The 15,270-nt window shown below is 73.2% G+C and carries 17 protein-coding genes and 1 tRNA gene; 9 read left to right on the top strand and 9 right to left on the bottom strand.

The features are described 5' to 3' along the window. Positions 1–10: 10 nt before the first annotated feature. Together typA and N1F89_RS05425 are read right to left on the bottom strand one after the other, a co-directional pair. Positions 11–1,834 carry a translational GTPase TypA gene (gene typA / locus N1F89_RS05420; protein ID WP_290082315.1) on the bottom strand — a complete coding sequence of 608 codons (1,824 nt, stop codon included), beginning with the start codon at positions 1,832–1,834 and terminating at the stop codon, positions 11–13. Positions 1,835–1,992: 158 nt separating this feature from the next. Beyond that, positions 1,993–4,047, bottom strand: a complete 2,055-nt coding sequence (locus tag N1F89_RS05425; protein WP_290082318.1) for a M3 family metallopeptidase — start codon at positions 4,045–4,047, stop codon at positions 1,993–1,995. Positions 4,048–4,211: 164 nt separating this feature from the next. Between N1F89_RS05425 and N1F89_RS05430 the strand changes: the two genes are divergently transcribed. Beyond that, positions 4,212–4,691: a MarR family transcriptional regulator gene (locus tag N1F89_RS05430; RefSeq protein ID WP_290082320.1), complete on the top strand. Its 480-nt coding sequence runs from the start codon at positions 4,212–4,214 to the stop codon at positions 4,689–4,691. Beyond that, a complete protein-coding gene (locus N1F89_RS05435; protein WP_290082322.1) occupies positions 4,688–5,941 on the top strand; it encodes a multidrug effflux MFS transporter in 1,254 nt (417 codons plus the stop codon). Before N1F89_RS05430 ends, N1F89_RS05435 begins: the two co-directional genes overlap by 4 nt. 124 nt (positions 5,942–6,065) lie before the next feature. On the opposite strand, the gene N1F89_RS05440 is transcribed toward N1F89_RS05435, so the two are convergent. The 4 genes from N1F89_RS05440 to N1F89_RS05455 are packed head-to-tail and all read right to left on the bottom strand — an operon-like array spanning position 6,066 to position 8,691. Then, the gene (locus tag N1F89_RS05440) at positions 6,066–6,707 is read right to left on the bottom strand and encodes a carbonic anhydrase (protein ID WP_290082479.1); all 642 of its coding nucleotides are present in this window, start codon (positions 6,705–6,707) and stop codon (positions 6,066–6,068) included. Positions 6,708–6,753: 46 nt separating this feature from the next. After that, a complete protein-coding gene (locus N1F89_RS05445; RefSeq protein ID WP_290082324.1) occupies positions 6,754–7,515 on the bottom strand; it encodes a DUF429 domain-containing protein in 762 nt (253 codons plus the stop codon). 2 nt (positions 7,516–7,517) lie between these two features. Further along, the gene (gene pdxY, locus N1F89_RS05450) at positions 7,518–8,411 is read right to left on the bottom strand and encodes a pyridoxal kinase PdxY (protein ID WP_290082327.1); all 894 of its coding nucleotides are present in this window, start codon (positions 8,409–8,411) and stop codon (positions 7,518–7,520) included. A gap of 4 nt (positions 8,412–8,415) precedes the next feature. Further along, positions 8,416–8,691 (bottom strand): hypothetical protein, encoded by a 276-nt coding sequence (locus N1F89_RS05455; RefSeq protein ID WP_290082329.1) that lies wholly within the window; start codon positions 8,689–8,691, stop codon positions 8,416–8,418. Between the two features lie 98 nt (positions 8,692–8,789). Here N1F89_RS05455 and N1F89_RS05460 point away from each other — a divergent pair, with 98 nt between their 5' ends. The 5 genes from N1F89_RS05460 to ppa all read left to right on the top strand — a co-directional run bounded on the left by N1F89_RS05460 (position 8,790) and on the right by ppa (position 12,269). Then, complete coding sequence (locus tag N1F89_RS05460; RefSeq protein ID WP_290082331.1) at positions 8,790–9,434, top strand: LemA family protein; 645 nt, start codon at positions 8,790–8,792, stop codon at positions 9,432–9,434. Positions 9,435–9,459: 25 nt separating this feature from the next. Next, entirely contained in the window at positions 9,460–10,251 is a 792-nt protein-coding gene (locus tag N1F89_RS05465; RefSeq protein ID WP_290082333.1) for a YgcG family protein, read from the top strand. 19 nt (positions 10,252–10,270) lie between these two features. Next, complete coding sequence (locus N1F89_RS05470; protein ID WP_290082335.1) at positions 10,271–10,897, top strand: TPM domain-containing protein; 627 nt, start codon at positions 10,271–10,273, stop codon at positions 10,895–10,897. Positions 10,898–10,969: 72 nt separating this feature from the next. After that, positions 10,970–11,476 carry a GNAT family N-acetyltransferase gene (locus N1F89_RS05475; protein ID WP_290082338.1) on the top strand — a complete coding sequence of 169 codons (507 nt, stop codon included), beginning with the start codon at positions 10,970–10,972 and terminating at the stop codon, positions 11,474–11,476. Between the two features lie 265 nt (positions 11,477–11,741). Beyond that, a complete protein-coding gene (ppa, locus tag N1F89_RS05480) occupies positions 11,742–12,269 on the top strand; it encodes an inorganic diphosphatase (RefSeq protein ID WP_290082339.1) in 528 nt (175 codons plus the stop codon). 142 nt (positions 12,270–12,411) lie between these two features. Here the strand turns inward: ppa and N1F89_RS05485 are convergent, their stop codons facing one another. The 3 genes from N1F89_RS05485 to N1F89_RS05495 form a co-directional block, all read right to left on the bottom strand. Further along, entirely contained in the window at positions 12,412–13,026 is a 615-nt protein-coding gene (locus N1F89_RS05485; protein ID WP_290082342.1) for a hypothetical protein, read from the bottom strand. A gap of 65 nt (positions 13,027–13,091) precedes the next feature. Next, positions 13,092–13,421 carry a DUF167 family protein gene (locus tag N1F89_RS05490; protein WP_290082344.1) on the bottom strand — a complete coding sequence of 110 codons (330 nt, stop codon included), beginning with the start codon at positions 13,419–13,421 and terminating at the stop codon, positions 13,092–13,094. Continuing rightward, entirely contained in the window at positions 13,418–13,708 is a 291-nt protein-coding gene (locus tag N1F89_RS05495) for a YggT family protein (RefSeq protein WP_290082345.1), read from the bottom strand. Before N1F89_RS05495 ends, N1F89_RS05490 begins: the two co-directional genes overlap by 4 nt. Positions 13,709–13,828: 120 nt before the next feature. On the opposite strand from N1F89_RS05495, the gene N1F89_RS05500 reads away from it, so the two are divergent. Next, positions 13,829–13,904 (top strand) — tRNA-Ala (locus N1F89_RS05500). A gap of 112 nt (positions 13,905–14,016) precedes the next feature. Then, positions 14,017–15,261 (top strand): MFS transporter, encoded by a 1,245-nt coding sequence (locus N1F89_RS05505; RefSeq protein WP_290082347.1) that lies wholly within the window; start codon positions 14,017–14,019, stop codon positions 15,259–15,261. Positions 15,262–15,270: the final 9 nt, after the last annotated feature.

Below are 15,270 nucleotides of genomic sequence, written 5' to 3' on the forward strand. Positions count from 1 at the left end.
CGCGCGGCGCTCAGGCGGCGCCGGCGCGGCTCTTCTCGAAGCGCTTGCGCTCGTGCGGGTCGAGATAGAGCTTGCGCAGGCGGATCGACTTCGGCGTCACCTCGACCAGCTCGTCGTCCTGGATCCACGACAGCGCGCGCTCCAGCGTCATGCGCACCGGCGGGGTGAGCTTGACCGCCTCGTCCTTGCCCGCGGCGCGCACGTTGGACAGCTTCTTGCCCTTCAGAACGTTGACCTCGAGGTCGCTGTCGCGCGAATGGATGCCGACGATCATGCCCTGATAGACCTTGACGCCGGGATCGATGACCATCGGCCCGCGGTCCTCCAGGTTCCACAGCGCATAGGCCACCGCCTCGCCCGGCTCGTTGGCGATCAGCACGCCGTTGACGCGGCCGCCGATGTCGCCCTTGAACGGCGCGTAGCCGTGGAACAGCCGGTTCATCACCGCGGTGCCGCGGGTGTCGGTGAGAAGCTCCGACTGATAGCCGATCAGGCCGCGCGTCGGGGCGTGGAAGACCAGCCGCTGGCGGTCGCCGCCCGACGGCTTGAGCTCGATCATCTCGGCCTTGCGCTCCGACATCTTCTGCACGACGACGCCGGCGTGCTCCTCGTCGACGTCGATCACCACCTCCTCGACCGGCTCGAGCAGGCCGCCGTCCTCGGCGCGCTGCATGACGACGCGCGGCCGCGAGACGGCGAGCTCGAAGCCCTCGCGGCGCATCGTCTCGATCAGCACGGCGAGCTGCAGCTCGCCGCGGCCGGAGACGAAGAAGGAGTCCTTCTCCGGCGTCTCCTCGATCTTCAGCGCCACGTTGCCCTCGGCCTCGCGCAGCAGCCGGTCGCGGATGACGCGGCTCGTCACCTTGTCGCCCTCGGTGCCGGCGAGCGGCGAATCGTTGACCAGGAAGGACATCGTCACCGTCGGCGGGTCGATCGGCTGGGCCGGCAGCGGCGCGTCGACGGACGGATCGCAGAAGGTGTCGGCCACCGTGCCCTTGGACAGCCCGGCGATCGCCACGATGTCGCCGGCCTGGGCGCCGTCGATCGGCTGGCGCTCGAGGCCGCGGAAGGCGAGGATCTTGGAGACCCGGCCGGTCTCCACCGTCGCGCCGTCGCGCGACAGCACCTTGACCGTCTGGTTGGGCTTGAGCGCGCCCGATTCGATGCGTCCGGTGATGATGCGGCCGAGGAAGTTGTCGGCCTCCAGGATGGTGCCGATCATGCGGAACGGCCCCTCGCCGACGCTCGGCGGCGGCACGTGGCGCAGCACCAGGTCGAACAGCGGCGCCAGCCCGTCCTCCTTCGGTCCGGCCGGATCATCGGCCATCCAGCCGTCGCGGCCGGAACCGTAGAGGATCGGGAAGTCGAGCTGCTCGTCGTCGGCGTCGAGCGCGGCGAACAGGTCGAACACCTCGTTGATGACCTCGTCGGGCCGGGCGTCCGGGCGGTCGATCTTGTTGACCGCGACGATCGGCCGGAGACCGACCTTCAGCGCCTTGCCGACGACGAACTTGGTCTGCGGCATCGGCCCTTCGGCCGCGTCGACCAGAAGCACGGCGCCGTCGACCATGTTGAGGATGCGCTCCACCTCGCCGCCGAAATCGGCGTGGCCGGGCGTGTCGACGATGTTGATGCGGGTGTCGCGCCACACCACCGAGGTCGCCTTGGCGAGGATGGTGATGCCGCGTTCCTTCTCCAGCTCGTTGGAATCGAGCGCCCGCTCGGCGAGGCGCTGGTGCTCGCGCACCGAGCCCGACTGGCGCAGCAGGGCGTCGACGAGCGTGGTCTTCCCATGATCGACATGGGCGATGATCGCGATGTTGCGAAGGTCCATAGGGTCTCTCGGGATGCGGCGGGCAGCGGGCAGGATGCGGCCACGCGCCTTCGGGACGCGCTCTTACATGGTTTCGCCGCGCTGCGAAAGGCCCGCGGCCGCGGGGCGGCGGCCGGCCGCCTCGCCCGCTCGCCCCGGCGCCGCCGCCGGGCGACCTCTCAGGCGAGCCCCTTCTTGTGCAGCAGCGCGGCGGGGTCGGGCATGCGGCCGCGGAAGGCGGTGTAGAGCGCTTCCGGCTCGGCCGAGCCGCCGGCGGCATAGACGTGGCGGGCGAGCCGGGCGGCCGTCGCCGCGTCGAACGGATCGCCCGCCTCCTCGAAGGCGGCGAAGGCGTCGGCATCGAGCACCTCCGACCACATGTAGGAATAGTAGCCGGCCGAATAGCCGTCGCCGGCGAACACGTGCAGGAAGTGCGGCGTGCGGTGGCGCATGGCGATCGCCGCGGGCATGTCCAGCGCGGCCAGCGTTTCGGCCTCGAAACGAATCGGGTCCTGCGGCGGCTCGGCGGCGTGGAACGCCATGTCGACCAGGGCCGAGGCGGTGAACTCGACGGTCGCGAAGCCGGCGTCGAAGTTGCGCGCCGCGATCAGCGCGTCGCGCAGCGCGTCGGGCATCGGCGCGCCGGTCTCGTGGTGGCGGGCGTGGCGGCGCAGCACGTCGGGCACCGTCAGCCAGTGCTCGAAGAGCTGCGAGGGCAGCTCGACGAAGTCGCGCGCCACCGCCGTGCCGGAGATCGACGGCCAGGTCACGTCGCTCATCAGGCCGTGCAGGGCATGGCCGAACTCGTGGAACAGCGTGCGCGCGTCGTCGAGCGACAGCAGCGCCGGCTCGCCGGCGCGCGGCCTGGCGAAGTTCATCACGGTGTAGACGATCGGCGTCTCGCCGCCGGCCAGCCGGTGCGCCGGGCGCAGCGCGCTCATCCAGGCGCCGGAGCGCTTCGAGGCGCGCGCGAAGGGGTCGGACAGGAAGAGGCCGCGTTCGCGGCCGTCGGCGCCGCGCACCAGGAAGACGCGCACGTCCTCGTGCCAGGCGGCGACGCCCGGCTGCTCCTCGAAGGTGAGGCCGAACAGCCGGCCGGCGACGTCGAAGGCGGCCGCCGTCATCGCGTCCAGCGACAGGTAGGGCTTGGCTTCGGTCTCGTCGAAGGCGAGCCGCGCGTTGCGCAGCTTGCGCGCGTAGTGGCGCCAGTCCCAGGCGGCGATGGCGTGGTTGTGGCCCTCCTCGGCGGCGAGGTCGGCCAGCGCGGCCTCGTCCTCGGCGGCGCGGGCGCGCGCCTTGTCCCAGACCGGGCGCATCAGCTCAATCACCGCGTCGGCGCTGCCGGCCATGGTGTCGTCGAGCTTGTAGGCGGCATAGTCGGCATAGCCGAGCAGGCGCGCCTTCTCGGCGCGCAGCGCCAGCGTCTCGGCGACCAGCGGCCGGTTGTCGGTCTCGCCGTCGCGCGCGCCGCGGCCGGTGAAGGCGCGGAACACCGTCTCGCGCAGGTCGCGGCGCTCGGAAAAGGCGAGAAACGGCTCGACGATCGAGCGCGACAGGGTGACGGCATAGCGGCCGGGCGCGCCGCGGGCCTCGGCCGCCGCCGCCATGGCGCCGGTGAGAAAGCCGGGCAGGCCGGCGAGATCGTCGCCGGCGTCGAGCAGCAGCGTCCAGTCGGCCTCGTCGGCGAGCACGTTCTGGCCGAAGCGGGTGCCGAGCGCGGCGAGTTCGCGGTTGATCTCGGCCAGCCGCGCCTGGCCGGCCGCGTCGAGCCTGGCGCCGGCACGCACGAAGCGCTTCCAGGTCTTTTCCAGAACGCGCCGCGTCTCGCCGTCGAGGCCGAGCGCCGCGCGCCGCTCGTGCAGCGCGTCGAGCCGGGCGAAGAGGCGCGGGTTCATGTGGAGCGCCGAGGCGTGCTCGGCCATGCGCGGGGCGATGTCGCGCTCGAGGGCGCGGATCGTCTCGTTGGTGTGGGCGCCGGCCCGGCACCAGAACAGCGCGGCCACGCGCGCCAGCGGCCGGCCCGACAGCTCGAGCGCGGCCAGCGTGTTGTCGACCGTCGGCTCCGCGGGATCGGCCGCGATCGCCTCGATCTCGGCCCGGTGGGCGGCGAGGGCGGCGTCGAAGACGGGCGCGAAATCGGTGTCGGCAATGCGCTCGAAGCGTGGCAGGCCGAGCGGCCCGTCCCAGGCGGTGAGCGGGTGCGCGGCGAGATCGATGGCGGGCTGGGCGGGCATGGCGGGTCCGGTTTGCGGGGGCTGTCGGCGGCGCGGCCGGCCGTGCAGAGGCACGCCGGACCGAGCCGGCATGTAGGCCGGCGGACGCGCCGCCGCAAGCTTGACAGGCCCGGCCGGCGGTATAACTAAGGAGGCCTGATAATAAGGCGGACTTAGGAAATCTCATGCGCCACCGGGTCGATCCCAATGCCGTCGGCTTTCTCGTCACCGACCTCGCGCGGCTGATCCGCGCCGAGTTCGACCGGCGCATCGGCGACGCCGCGCTCGGCGTGACGGCCGGCGAGGCGCGGGCGCTGTCGCACGCCGCGCGCGCCGGCACCGTGCGCCAGGCGGTGCTCGCCGAGCGCATGGGCGTCGAGGCGATGACGCTGAGCGGCTATCTCGACCGGCTGGAGGCACGCGGCCTGGTGACGCGCAGCGCCGATCCGGCCGACCGGCGCGCCAAGCTGGTGCGGCTGACCGACGCCGCCGACGCCGTGCTCGCCGACATCGAGCGGGTGGCCGCCGGCATCCGCGCCCAGGTCGCCGGATCGATGACGGCGGGCGAGTGGGAGGCCTTCATCGGGGCGCTCGCCGCCGCGCGCGACAATCTGGCGGCGGCGCGCTGCGCGCCCGGCCGCGAGCCGGCGGACGCCGGCCCATGAACGTTCATCCGAGCCCCGGCACCGCCGCCGCGCGGCCGTTGATGAGCGAGCGGCGGGTCAGCGTCATCGGCGCGCTGCTCGTCGGCATCGGGCCGGTCTCGATGGCGCTGTTCACGCCGGCGATGACCGAGATCGTGCGCTACTTCGACACCACGGAAGCGGCGGTGAAGCTGACGCTGTCGCTTTATTTTGCCGGCTTTGCATTCGCCCAGCTGATCTGCGGACCGCTGTCCGACGGCTTCGGCCGCAAGCCCGTCACCGTCGCCTTCATGGCGATCTATGTCGGCGCCAGCCTGCTGGCGGTGCTGGCGCCGACCATCGAGGTGCTGATCGCGGCGCGCTTCGTGCAGGGCGTCGGCGCGGCCGCCGGCATCGCGATCGCCCGTGCCGTGGTGCGCGACCTGTTCACGCACGAGCGGTCGGCGCGCATCATGAACCTGATCGGCATCATCCTGGCCGCCGGCCCCGCCTTCGCGCCGACGCTGGGCGGGCTCACCATGCTGGTCGCCGGCTGGCAGTCGATCTTCGCGCTGATGCTCGTCTTCGGCATCCTCATCATCCTGGTGGTGCGCGTCGGCATGGTCGAGACGGTCGGCCGCGACCTGTCGCGCATCCGCCCGCGGGCGCTGATGGCGTCCTATGCGACGCTGATGAAGAGCGGCTACTTCGTCACCTCCAGCCTGGTGATCGCCGGCACGATCGGCGCGCTCTACACCCAGGCGACCGTGCTGCCCTTCATCCTGATGGACCGGGTCGGCCTGTCGCCCGCCGCCTTCGGCGTGGCGATGCTGATGCAGTCGGGCAGCTTCTTCGCCGGCTCGCTGGTCGTGCGGGTGCTGCTCGGCCGCTTCGGCGCCTATGCGCTGGTGCCGGTCGGCCTCGTCTTCGTGGCGCTCGGCAGCGTGCTCCTGGTGGTGGTGCTGTCCGGCTGGCAGCCGAGCCTGCTCGGCGTCATGGGCCCCGTCGGCCTCTATGCCTTCGGCATCGCCTTCGTCATGCCGGCGATGATGACGGCGGCGCTGGCGCCGTTTCCGCAGATCGCCGGCGCGGCCTCCTCGCTCGCCGGCTTCATGCAGATGGGCGCCGGGCTGGTCGGCGGCCTGGCCGCGGCCGCCGTCGGCGATCCGGTGCTGGCGCTGACCGCCGTCATCCCGGCAATGGGCGCGACCGCGGTGGTGGCATGGCTGATCTGGCGCCGGCTGCCCGAGCCGGCGCTCGCCGCCACGCCGGGCGTGATGCCGTCGGTGTGAGCGGCCAGAAGCCGAGGCCGCCGTCGCGGTCGCGCGGCCCGGCCGCGCCCGCGAGCGATGGCGGCACCGCGTTCGATCGCGTGTCGGGACGGCGAGCCGGTTTTCCGCGCCGCCTGGAACCGCTTTAGGCGGCGGCGCGGTGGAAGGCGCCGCTGGCGTCGTCCATCACCCACAGCTCGCCGGTGCCGATGTCGAACCAGGCGCCGCACAGCGCCAGGCGGCCCCTGTCCTCGAGGATGCGCACGCAGGGAAAGCTGCGCAGATTGGCGAGCTGGAAGCGGATCGAGGCGCGCTCGAGCGCCGTCTGGCGGGCGGCCGGCTCGAGCGTGTCCGCCTCGGGCAGCGTCGCCGCGGCCGGCGCCACCAGCCCCATCCACTGGCCGATGAAATCGCCCGGCGACAGCGGCTCGTCGGCCGGGTTGAGCACGGCGTTGATGCCGCCGCAGCGGCCGTGGCCGAGCACGACGATGGTCTTCACCTTGAGGTTCTGCACCGCGAACTCGAGCGCGGCCGAGGTGCCGTGCAGCCGGTCGTCGGGCGCGTAGGGCGGCACCAGATTGGCCACGTTGCGCACGACGAACAGCTCGCCGGGGCCGCAGTCGAAGATCGTCTCGGGGGCGGCGCGCGAATCGCAGCACGCGATGATCATCGTGTCGGGGCGCTGGCCTTCGCGCGCGAGCTCCCGGTAGCGTTCGGTTTCGGCGGCGAAGCGCCCATGGATGAAGTTGCGGTAGCCGGCGAGCAGCCGTTCGGGAAGTTCTGCCATGGGCATGCGCATACTCCGCCGGCGCCGCCACGGCAACCGGCCAGTCTCAGGTCCAGATGGCGATCGGCAGGCCGTGCGCGTCGCGGTCCGGCGGATCGGGCATCGGCACGGCGCGGCCGGCCGCGTGCCGCCGGGCGACGGCGAGCAGCACGGCCGCGTCGAGCAGATCGTCCTCGCCGGCGCCCGGCGGCGGCCGCTCGAGAAGCGGGCCGGCGAGCCCGAGGCGGGCGAGCAGCGCGCGGCGTTCGGCCATGCCCGGCGGGTGGACGCGGTTCTTCACCTTCTTGGGCAGCGCCATGGCGCGCTCGCCGTTGAGCCGCCAGAAGGCCGCCTCGGGATGCGATTCGACGATCCGCCGGCCGAGCTCCGGCCGCGCGCGCAGCAGGCCGTCGAGCTCGCGGATGCGCGGGAACAGGCCGAAGGCCTGGATGGAGACGCCGCGCGGCGGCTCCGAGGTCTGCCGCGCCACGGCGCTGGCGCGGCGGTGCGCGGCCGCCCAGTCGGCGGCCGCCTCGGCGTCGCCGGTGGCGTAGACGGCGGCGCGCGCGGGTATCGAGAAGACGCTCGACTGGCGGGCGCCGAGCCGGGCGCGCACCAGGCGCTCGGGCCCCCGCCCGCCCTGCGTCACCCGCTCGGGCAGGCCAATCGGCATGTCGACGGCGATGGCGGCGGTCGGCGGCAGCGCGTCGACCAGCGCGGCGAAGCGGCGCATGACGGCCACGCGCAGCGGCCGGCCGGGCTCCTCGATCACGGCGATCCAGCCGCCGCGGCAGCCGTCGACGCCGGCCGCCGCCGGCCCGCTGCCCATCGTCAGGCGTGCAGCGCGCCGACGGCCGACAGGCGCACCGTCGCGCGCGGCCGGACCAGCCGCTCGGCCTCGGCCTGCAGCGCCAGCTCGTCGGCGCCGGCCCTGGCGGCATGGGCGAGGATGTCGACCACCGAGGCGGTGGCCGCGGCGAGCGCCGCCTCCGGCGCCGCGCCGCCGATCAGGCGGGCGAGGAACAGCGCGGCGGTCAGGTCGCCCGGCCCGTTCGGCGGGTCGGCGACGGCGGCGTGGGCGGCGAGCGTCGCACCGGACGGGCCGACCAGCAGGCTGCCGGTGGTGGCGGGCTCGGCGCACGGCGCGGAGGTGACGAGCACCTGCGGCGGGCCGAGCCGGCGCGCCGCGGCGACCGTCGCGTCGAGCGTGCGCGGCGTTTCGCCGACGAGCCAGCCGAGCTCGAAGCGGTTGGGCGTGGCGATGTCGGCGACCGGCAGCAGCGTGTCGCGGATCGCGGCCGCCGTGGCCTGCGGCACGTAGAGGCCGCCGGCGTCGCCGATCACCGGGTCGCAGAGATAGACGAGATCGGGATTGCGGGCGCGCGCGGCGGCGACGAGCGCGGCGATCGGCGCGGCCTGATGGGCGGCGCCGAGATAGCCCGACAGCACCGCCGCGACCTCGCCGAGCCAGGGCGCGGCGGCGAGGTCGCCGAGAAAGGCGGCAAACTGTTGTGCATCCGGAACGATGCGGGTGGCCGGCCCGTGCCCGGGATGCCAGGGCAGCGTCACGGTGGGCACCGCCCACACCGGATGGCCGAGCCGCTCGAGCGCGAAGACGGCGGCGCGGTTGCCGACGGCGCCGCGCGCGACATGGCTCGACAGCACGATCACCGCGCCCGGCCGGCGGCCGGCGTTCCGTTGCGGCGCGGGGTCGGTTCGCGCCACCGGATCAGCCGCGCGTCAGGAAGCCGATCAGCCAGACGACGAGCACGAGGAAGAAGACGAGCGCGAGCAGGCGGCCGATGCGCGTCCCCCACACCTCGATCACGTCCTTGTCGTCGGCGTCGGCGGCGGCGAAGTGGTCGCGCGTGCGGCGCAGCGTCTGGCCGGCGAAGGAGGAGCCGATGTCGCCCTCGCGGCCGACGCGCTCGAGGATGCGGCGCGATTCCGCCTGCCGCTCGGCCGCGTCCTCCTCGGCCCGCCTGCGCCGCCTGCTCTCGCCCATCGGGTTCGTCCGCCTCCGGCCGTCTTCGTCGTTTCCTCGGCCGCTGAATACTACTATTCTCGTCCGGCGTCGAATGCCGCTTTCTTCCGGGGGAAACCATGTCCGTGCCGATGCGCCGCGCCGCGCCGTCCGTTGCGTCCGTCCTGCAGCCGCTGAAGGCGGCGGTGCTGTTCGTCCTGCTGGCGCCGCTGCTCGCCGGCTGCGGCTTCAACACCATCCCGACCTACGAGGAGCAGGCCAAGGCGGCGTGGAGCGAGGTCCTCAACCAGTACCAGCGGCGCGCCGACCTGATCCCCAATCTGGTCGAGACGGTGAAGGGCTTCGCCGCGCAGGAGCGCGAGGTGCTCGCGGCGGTGGTCGAGGCGCGCGCGGCGGCGACCCAGGTCGAGGTGTCGGCCGAGACGCTGACGGATCCGGACGCCTTCGCGGCCTTCCAGGCGCGCCAGGCCGAGCTCGGCGGTGCGCTGGCGCGGCTGCTGGCGGTGGTGGAGAACTATCCCGAGCTGAAGTCGAGCCAGAACTTCCTCGCCCTGCAGGCGCAGATCGAGGGGACGGAAAACCGCATCGCGGTGGCGCGGCGCGACTACATCGAGGCGGTGCGGCGCTACAACACCGCGCTGCGCACGCTGCCGTCCATGCTGTGGGCCAGGCTGTGGTTCACCGACAACCGGCCGTACCAGAACTTCACCATCGAGGAGGACAAGATGGACGCGCCGAAGGTCGATTTCGGCAGTGCCGGCTGAGCCGGCCGGGCGTCGGGCGACGGTGATGCGCACGGCGGCGGCGGCGCTCGCGACGGCGCTGCTGGTGCTGGCGCTGGCCGCCGCGGCGGCCGCTCTGCCGGCGCTGACCGGGCGCGTGGTCGACGGGGCCGGCGTCATCGACGCGGCGAGCGAGGCCGCGCTGACCGAGCGCCTCGCCGCCTTCGAGGCGCGCGCCTCCGACCAGATCGTGGTGGCGACGCTCGACACGCTCGACGGCGAGGCGATCGAGCCCTTCGCCAACCGGCTGTTCCGCGCCTGGGGGCTCGGCCAGGCGGGCGAGGACAATGGCGTGCTGCTGCTCGTCGCGGTCGGCGACCGGCAGATGCGCATCGAGGTCGGCTACGGGCTCGAGGGCACGCTGACCGACCTGCACAGCAAGCTGATCATCGAGAACACCCTGGTGCCGGCCTTCCGCGCCGGCGATTTCTCCGGCGGCATCAGCCGGGCCGTCGACGACATCATCACCGTGCTGGAAGGCAACGCGGCCGAGCTCGAGGCGCGCGCCGAGCGCCAGCAGGAGAGCGAATCCGGCATGCCCTGGCCGGCGATCGTGTTCATCGCGCTGTGGGCGGCGATCTTCGGCGGCGCGATCGCCATCGCGCTGCTGGCGCCGGTGTTCGGCCGCAAGGTCGGCCCGAAGCGCTACAAGTGGCTCGGCATGACGGTCGACTACACCGGTTCCGGCAGCGGACGCTCCGGCGCGCGCAGCGGCAGCTCCGGCTGGTCGTCGTCCTCCGGCGGCTTTTCCGGCGGCGGCGGCTCGTCAGGCGGCGGCGGCGCCTCGGGGCGCTGGTGAGCCGATGGCGGAGACGGCCATGCTGAGCGTCGGGCAGCACGCCGCCGTCGCCGACGCGATCCGCGCGGCGGAGAGCCGCAGCAGCGGCGAGATCTTCTGCGTCGTCGCCCGGCGCAGCGACGGCTACTTCTATCCGGCCGCCCTCGTCGTGGCGCTGGCCACGCTCGTCGCCAGCCTGCCGGCGGCGGTCGTGCTCGACCGTCTGTGGGGGGCGCCGCCGGCGACGCTGCTCGTCGTGGCCCAGCTCCTGTCGCTCGCGCTGGCCGGGGCGCTGCTCGCCGCGCGGCCCGGCCTGCGGCTGCGCATGGTGCCGCGCGCGGTGAAGCTGCGCCGGGCGCAGGACAATGCGCGGCGCCAGTTCCTGGCCCGCAACATCCACCGCACGACCGGGCGCAACGGCGTCCTGATCTTCGTTTCGCTTGCGGAACGGTATGCCGAGATCATCGCCGATGCCGCGCTCGACGCGCGCGTCGACACGGCCGTGTGGCAGGACGCGGTGGAGGCGCTGACGGCGGCGGCCGCGGACGACCGGCTCACCGACGGGCTGTGCGCGGCGGTCGATCGCGTCGGCGCGGTGCTTGCGGAGCACTTTCCGGCCGCCGGGCGCGCGGTCAACGCATTGCCCGACCACGTCGCCGAGATTTGATCGCGCCGCGCCGGACGACGGCGCCGCGCCGGCTTGCGCGCGGGGGGCGCGGCCGGTTAAGGTTAACAAATCATGAAGACCCTCTCGATCGACATCCGGCGTGCCCGCTCCAACGATGCGGTGGCGATCGCCGATGTGCATGAGGCGGCCTGGCGCGGCGCCTATGCCGGCATCATCCCGCACGGCGCGCTGAACAAGATGATCGGCCGGCGCGGGCCGCGCTGGTGGGCCAACGCGATTCGCCGCTCGGCCACCGTGCTGGTGGTGGAGCTCGGCGGCGAGGTGGTCGGCTACGCCACGATGGGGCGCAACCGCGCCCGCCAGTTGCCGCAGCAGGGCGAGATCTACGAGCTCTACCTGCGCCCCGAGCACCAGGGCATCGGCCTGGGCAGCCGGCTGTTCGCGGCGGCGCGCGCGATGCTGGCCGAGCATGGGCTGAAGGGCCTGGTCGTGTGGGCGCTGGAGGACAATGCCGGCGCGCTGTCCTTCTATGCCGGCGCCGGCGGACGCGACGTCGCGGAGGGCGTCGAGGTGTTCGACCAGAAGGCGCTGCGCAAGGTCGCCTTCGTGTGGGCCTGAGCGGCCGGCCGGCCGCCTCCGCCCGTCTTGCCGTCCCTGTCCCGAGGCCGCGGGGTGCCGCGCGGCGCGCGCGCCCGGCGAAAAGTCGCATTGCTCCCTCCCGCCGGCTCGGCTAGACGCTGACGCCGAGCGGTGCGGAGCGGCCTTTCGCCCGGCATCATGGATAGCGAAGATTTTTGCCGCATGGAGGCGACGCCAGGCGATTGGCCCTGGCCACGACAGGCTCCAAGCCCGCGCGGCATCCGCAAGCGAGGAATCCCGGCCCATGCGCATCGACGCCATCGCCATCGGCGAGAACCCGCCCGAAGACGTCAACGTCGTCATCGAGGTGCCGTTCGGCGGCCAGCCGATCAAGTACGAGATGGACAAGGAGGCCGGCACGCTGGTCGTCGACCGCTTCCTCTACACGCCGATGACCTATCCGGGGAACTACGGCTTCGTGCCGCACACCCTGTCGGAGGACGGCGACCCGATCGACGTCCTGGTGTGCAACACGCGCCAGCTCGTGCCGGGCTGCGTCATCAACGTGCGGCCGATCGGCGTGCTCGTCATGGAGGACAATTCCGGCCAGGACGAGAAGATCATCGCCGTGCCGGCGCCAAGGCTGACCCGGCGCTACGAGACGGTGAGCAACTTCACCGACCTGCCGGAGATCACGCTGCAGCAGATCCAGCACTTCTTCGAGCACTACAAGGATCTTGAGCCCGGCAAGTGGGTCAAGATCGGCGACTTCATGGACGCCGCGGCGGCCCGCAAGATGATCGTCGAGGCGATCGCGCGCGCCGCGCGCTGAGCCGGCGCGGCCGCGGACCGGTATCGGCTACGCCTGGCAACGCGCGAGCCGTTCTGCGTCTCACCGGTTCGCAGATCGGCTCCAACTCGGAGGCTTGGCGCGTTTCGGGACGGCGAACCAATAGCCATGTCGCCTGGAAACGCTAGCCGCCGAAGCCGGTGAACGCCGGCACCGGCACGTCGCCGGCGTCGATCACCGGCTGGTCGGCGCCGCAGGCGAAGTCGTGCACCTGGTTGTCGGCGATGCGCCGCGCCGCCTCGTTGGCGCCGGCGTTGCCGGTGGCGACCACGTAGCCGACCGCGCAGCCCTCGCCGCGGTCCGGCTGGCCGACCTTCTCGACCACCAGCACCTCGACCTCGGCCTCCGGGTCCTGCGGATCGGCGACGACGAACCAGCGGTGGATGGCGGCGAACGGCACCACGCTGTCGCCGTCGTGCCACAGCCGCCACTCGACGGTCGGGCCAGTGCGGTTGAAGCCGGCAAACGATTCCCATTCCAGTTCGCCGCCGCCGGCCGGCGGGAAGCCGTAGAAGACCGATTCGCGCGCGTCGCCATAGGCGATCAGCACCGGGTAGCCGCGGTAGCCGGCGCAGGCGAGGCTGGCCCAGTCGCCGCCTTCGTCGGCGGCCGCCGCGGCATAGACGACGCAGCTCGTCTGCGCGTCGATCTCGGTGTAGGCGCTGGTGATGTCGGCGGCCGCCACAGGCGATGCGGCGAGGGCGGTGACGGCGGCGGCGAGAACGGCGGGACGCGGCATCGGCGGATCTCCTGCGGCGGTGGCGGGGCAGCATAGCCGGCCGCGCCCGGCGCCGCCATCCCGCCTCACCCCGTCCGTGCCGATGCGAGCGCGTCGAGCCGGGCGGCCAGCGCCGCCGGCGGACCGGCGACATGCAGCGTCTTGGCGCGCGCCGTGCCGCCGGCCGTCAGCGCCACCGCGCCGGCCGCTACCCCGAGCGCGCGCGCCATGAGCCTTTCCAGCGCGCGGTTCGCGCGGCCCGCCTCGGGCACGGCGCGCACATAGGCCTTGAGCCGGCGGCCGCCCTCGGCGGTCGCCGCCAGCCCCTCGATGGCGTCCCTGCGGGCACCCGGCGTCAGCCGGACGAAGACGTCGACCCCGTCGTCGCGAAGGCGGTAGAAATCCGCCCGCCTCACATCAGGGCCGGCGCCACGCTGGTCAGCAGGAACTGGCGCACGAAGAACAGCAGCAGCAGCAGGATGATCGGCGAGATGTCGATGCCGCCGAGGTCGGGCAGGAAGCGGCGGATCGGCCGCAGCGCCGGCTCGGTGATGCGGAACAGGGCGTCGCTCACCATGCCGACGAACTGGTTGCGCGGGTTGACCACGTTGAAGGCGTACAGCCAGGAGAAGACGGCGGCCAGGATGATCAGCCACCAGTAGATGTCGATCGCCAGGACGAGGGTCTGGATGAGGGCGAGCATGGCGGACTCCGGTTGGTTCCGCGTGATGTAGCCACTGGCCGCCGGGGCGGCAAGTCCCGCGCCCAAGTCGGCGCTTGACAGTGGCAGGGCCCGCGACCTAAATGCGCCGCAACCGGCGACGGGGCTGTAGCTCAGTTGGGAGAGCGCGTCGTTCGCAATGACGAGGTCAGGGGTTCGATTCCCCTCAGCTCCACCATCGGCCGGCCAGTTCCTTCCGCTTCCATCCGTCCGAGACCGCCAGCGGCCGCAGCGCGCGACGGCCGGGCGCGGCGACACGACCCCCGGCGCGCGGAGGCGGCGGACAACCGATGAGCGAGGCTGAGCCGGCTGCCGCCCCCGACCCGCGCTTCGCCGCCTTCCGGCACGGCGCCTTCCTGCGCTACTGGGCGGCGCGCTTCCTCGCCACCTTCGCCACGCAGATCGTCTCGGTCGCCGTCGGCTGGCAGGTCTACGACCTCACCCGCGACCCGTTCGACCTCGGCCTGGTCGGCATCATCCAGTTCGCGCCGGCGCTGCTGCTCGTGCTGGTCACCGGCACCGTCGCCGACCGCGTCGGCCGGCGCGCCGTCATGGGGCTGGCGGCCGGGCTCGAGGCGGCCTGCGCGGCCGCCCTGCTCGCGCTCACGCTGAGCGGCGCGGTCACCGCGGGGGCGATCTTCGCCGTGCTGGCGGTGTTCGGCGTGGCGCGCGCCTTCTTCGGCCCGGCGGCCGCCTCGCTGGTCGCCAACCTGGTGCCGCCGCGCGACTTCGCCAACGCGGTGGCGTGGAACTCGTCGGCCTGGCAGACCGCCACCATCGTCGGGCCGGTGGCCGGCGGCCTGCTCTACGGCGTCGCCGCGGAGAGCGCCTATCTGGTCGCCGGGCTCCTGATGCTGGGCTCGGCCGGGCTCGCCCTGTCGATCCCGCGGCCAGCGCAGAAGACCGAGACCGAGAAGCTGTCGGCCGAGACGATCCTCGCCGGCTTCCGCTACATCCGCCGCGAGAAGGTGGTGCTCGGCGCCATCTCGCTCGACCTGTTCGCCGTGCTGCTCGGCGGCGCGGTGGCGCTGCTGCCGGTCTATGCCCGCGACATCCTCGAGCTCGGCCCCTGGGGGCTCGGGCTGCTGCGCGCGGCGCCGGGCATGGGCGCGGTCGTCGTGGCGCTGTGGCTGGCCGGCCATCCGCTGCGCGACCATGCCGGGCTGCTGATGTTCGTCTTCGTCGCGCTGTTCGGCGTCTTCACGGTCGTCTTCGGCGTGTCGCGCCTGCCATGGCTGTCGATCGCCGCGCTCGCCGGGCTCGGCGCGGCCGACATGGTGAGCGTCTATGTGCGCGAGACGCTGATCCAGCTATGGACGCCCGACCGGCTGCGCGGCCGCGTCAACGCCGTCAACATGGTGTTCGTCGGCGCCTCGAACGAGCTCGGCGAGTTCCGCGCCGGCACCATGGCGGCCGTGATCGGCACGGTGCCGGCGGTCGTCTTCGGCGGCGTCGGCGCGGTGGCGGTCGCCGGCATCTGGGCGTGGCTGTTTCCCGAGCTGCGCCGGGCCCGCCATCTCGACGGGCGGACCTGAGACGGCCGC

The organism is Aquibium sp. A9E412 (assembly GCF_030398335.1).
Classification (GTDB): domain Bacteria; phylum Pseudomonadota; class Alphaproteobacteria; order Rhizobiales; family Rhizobiaceae; genus A9E412.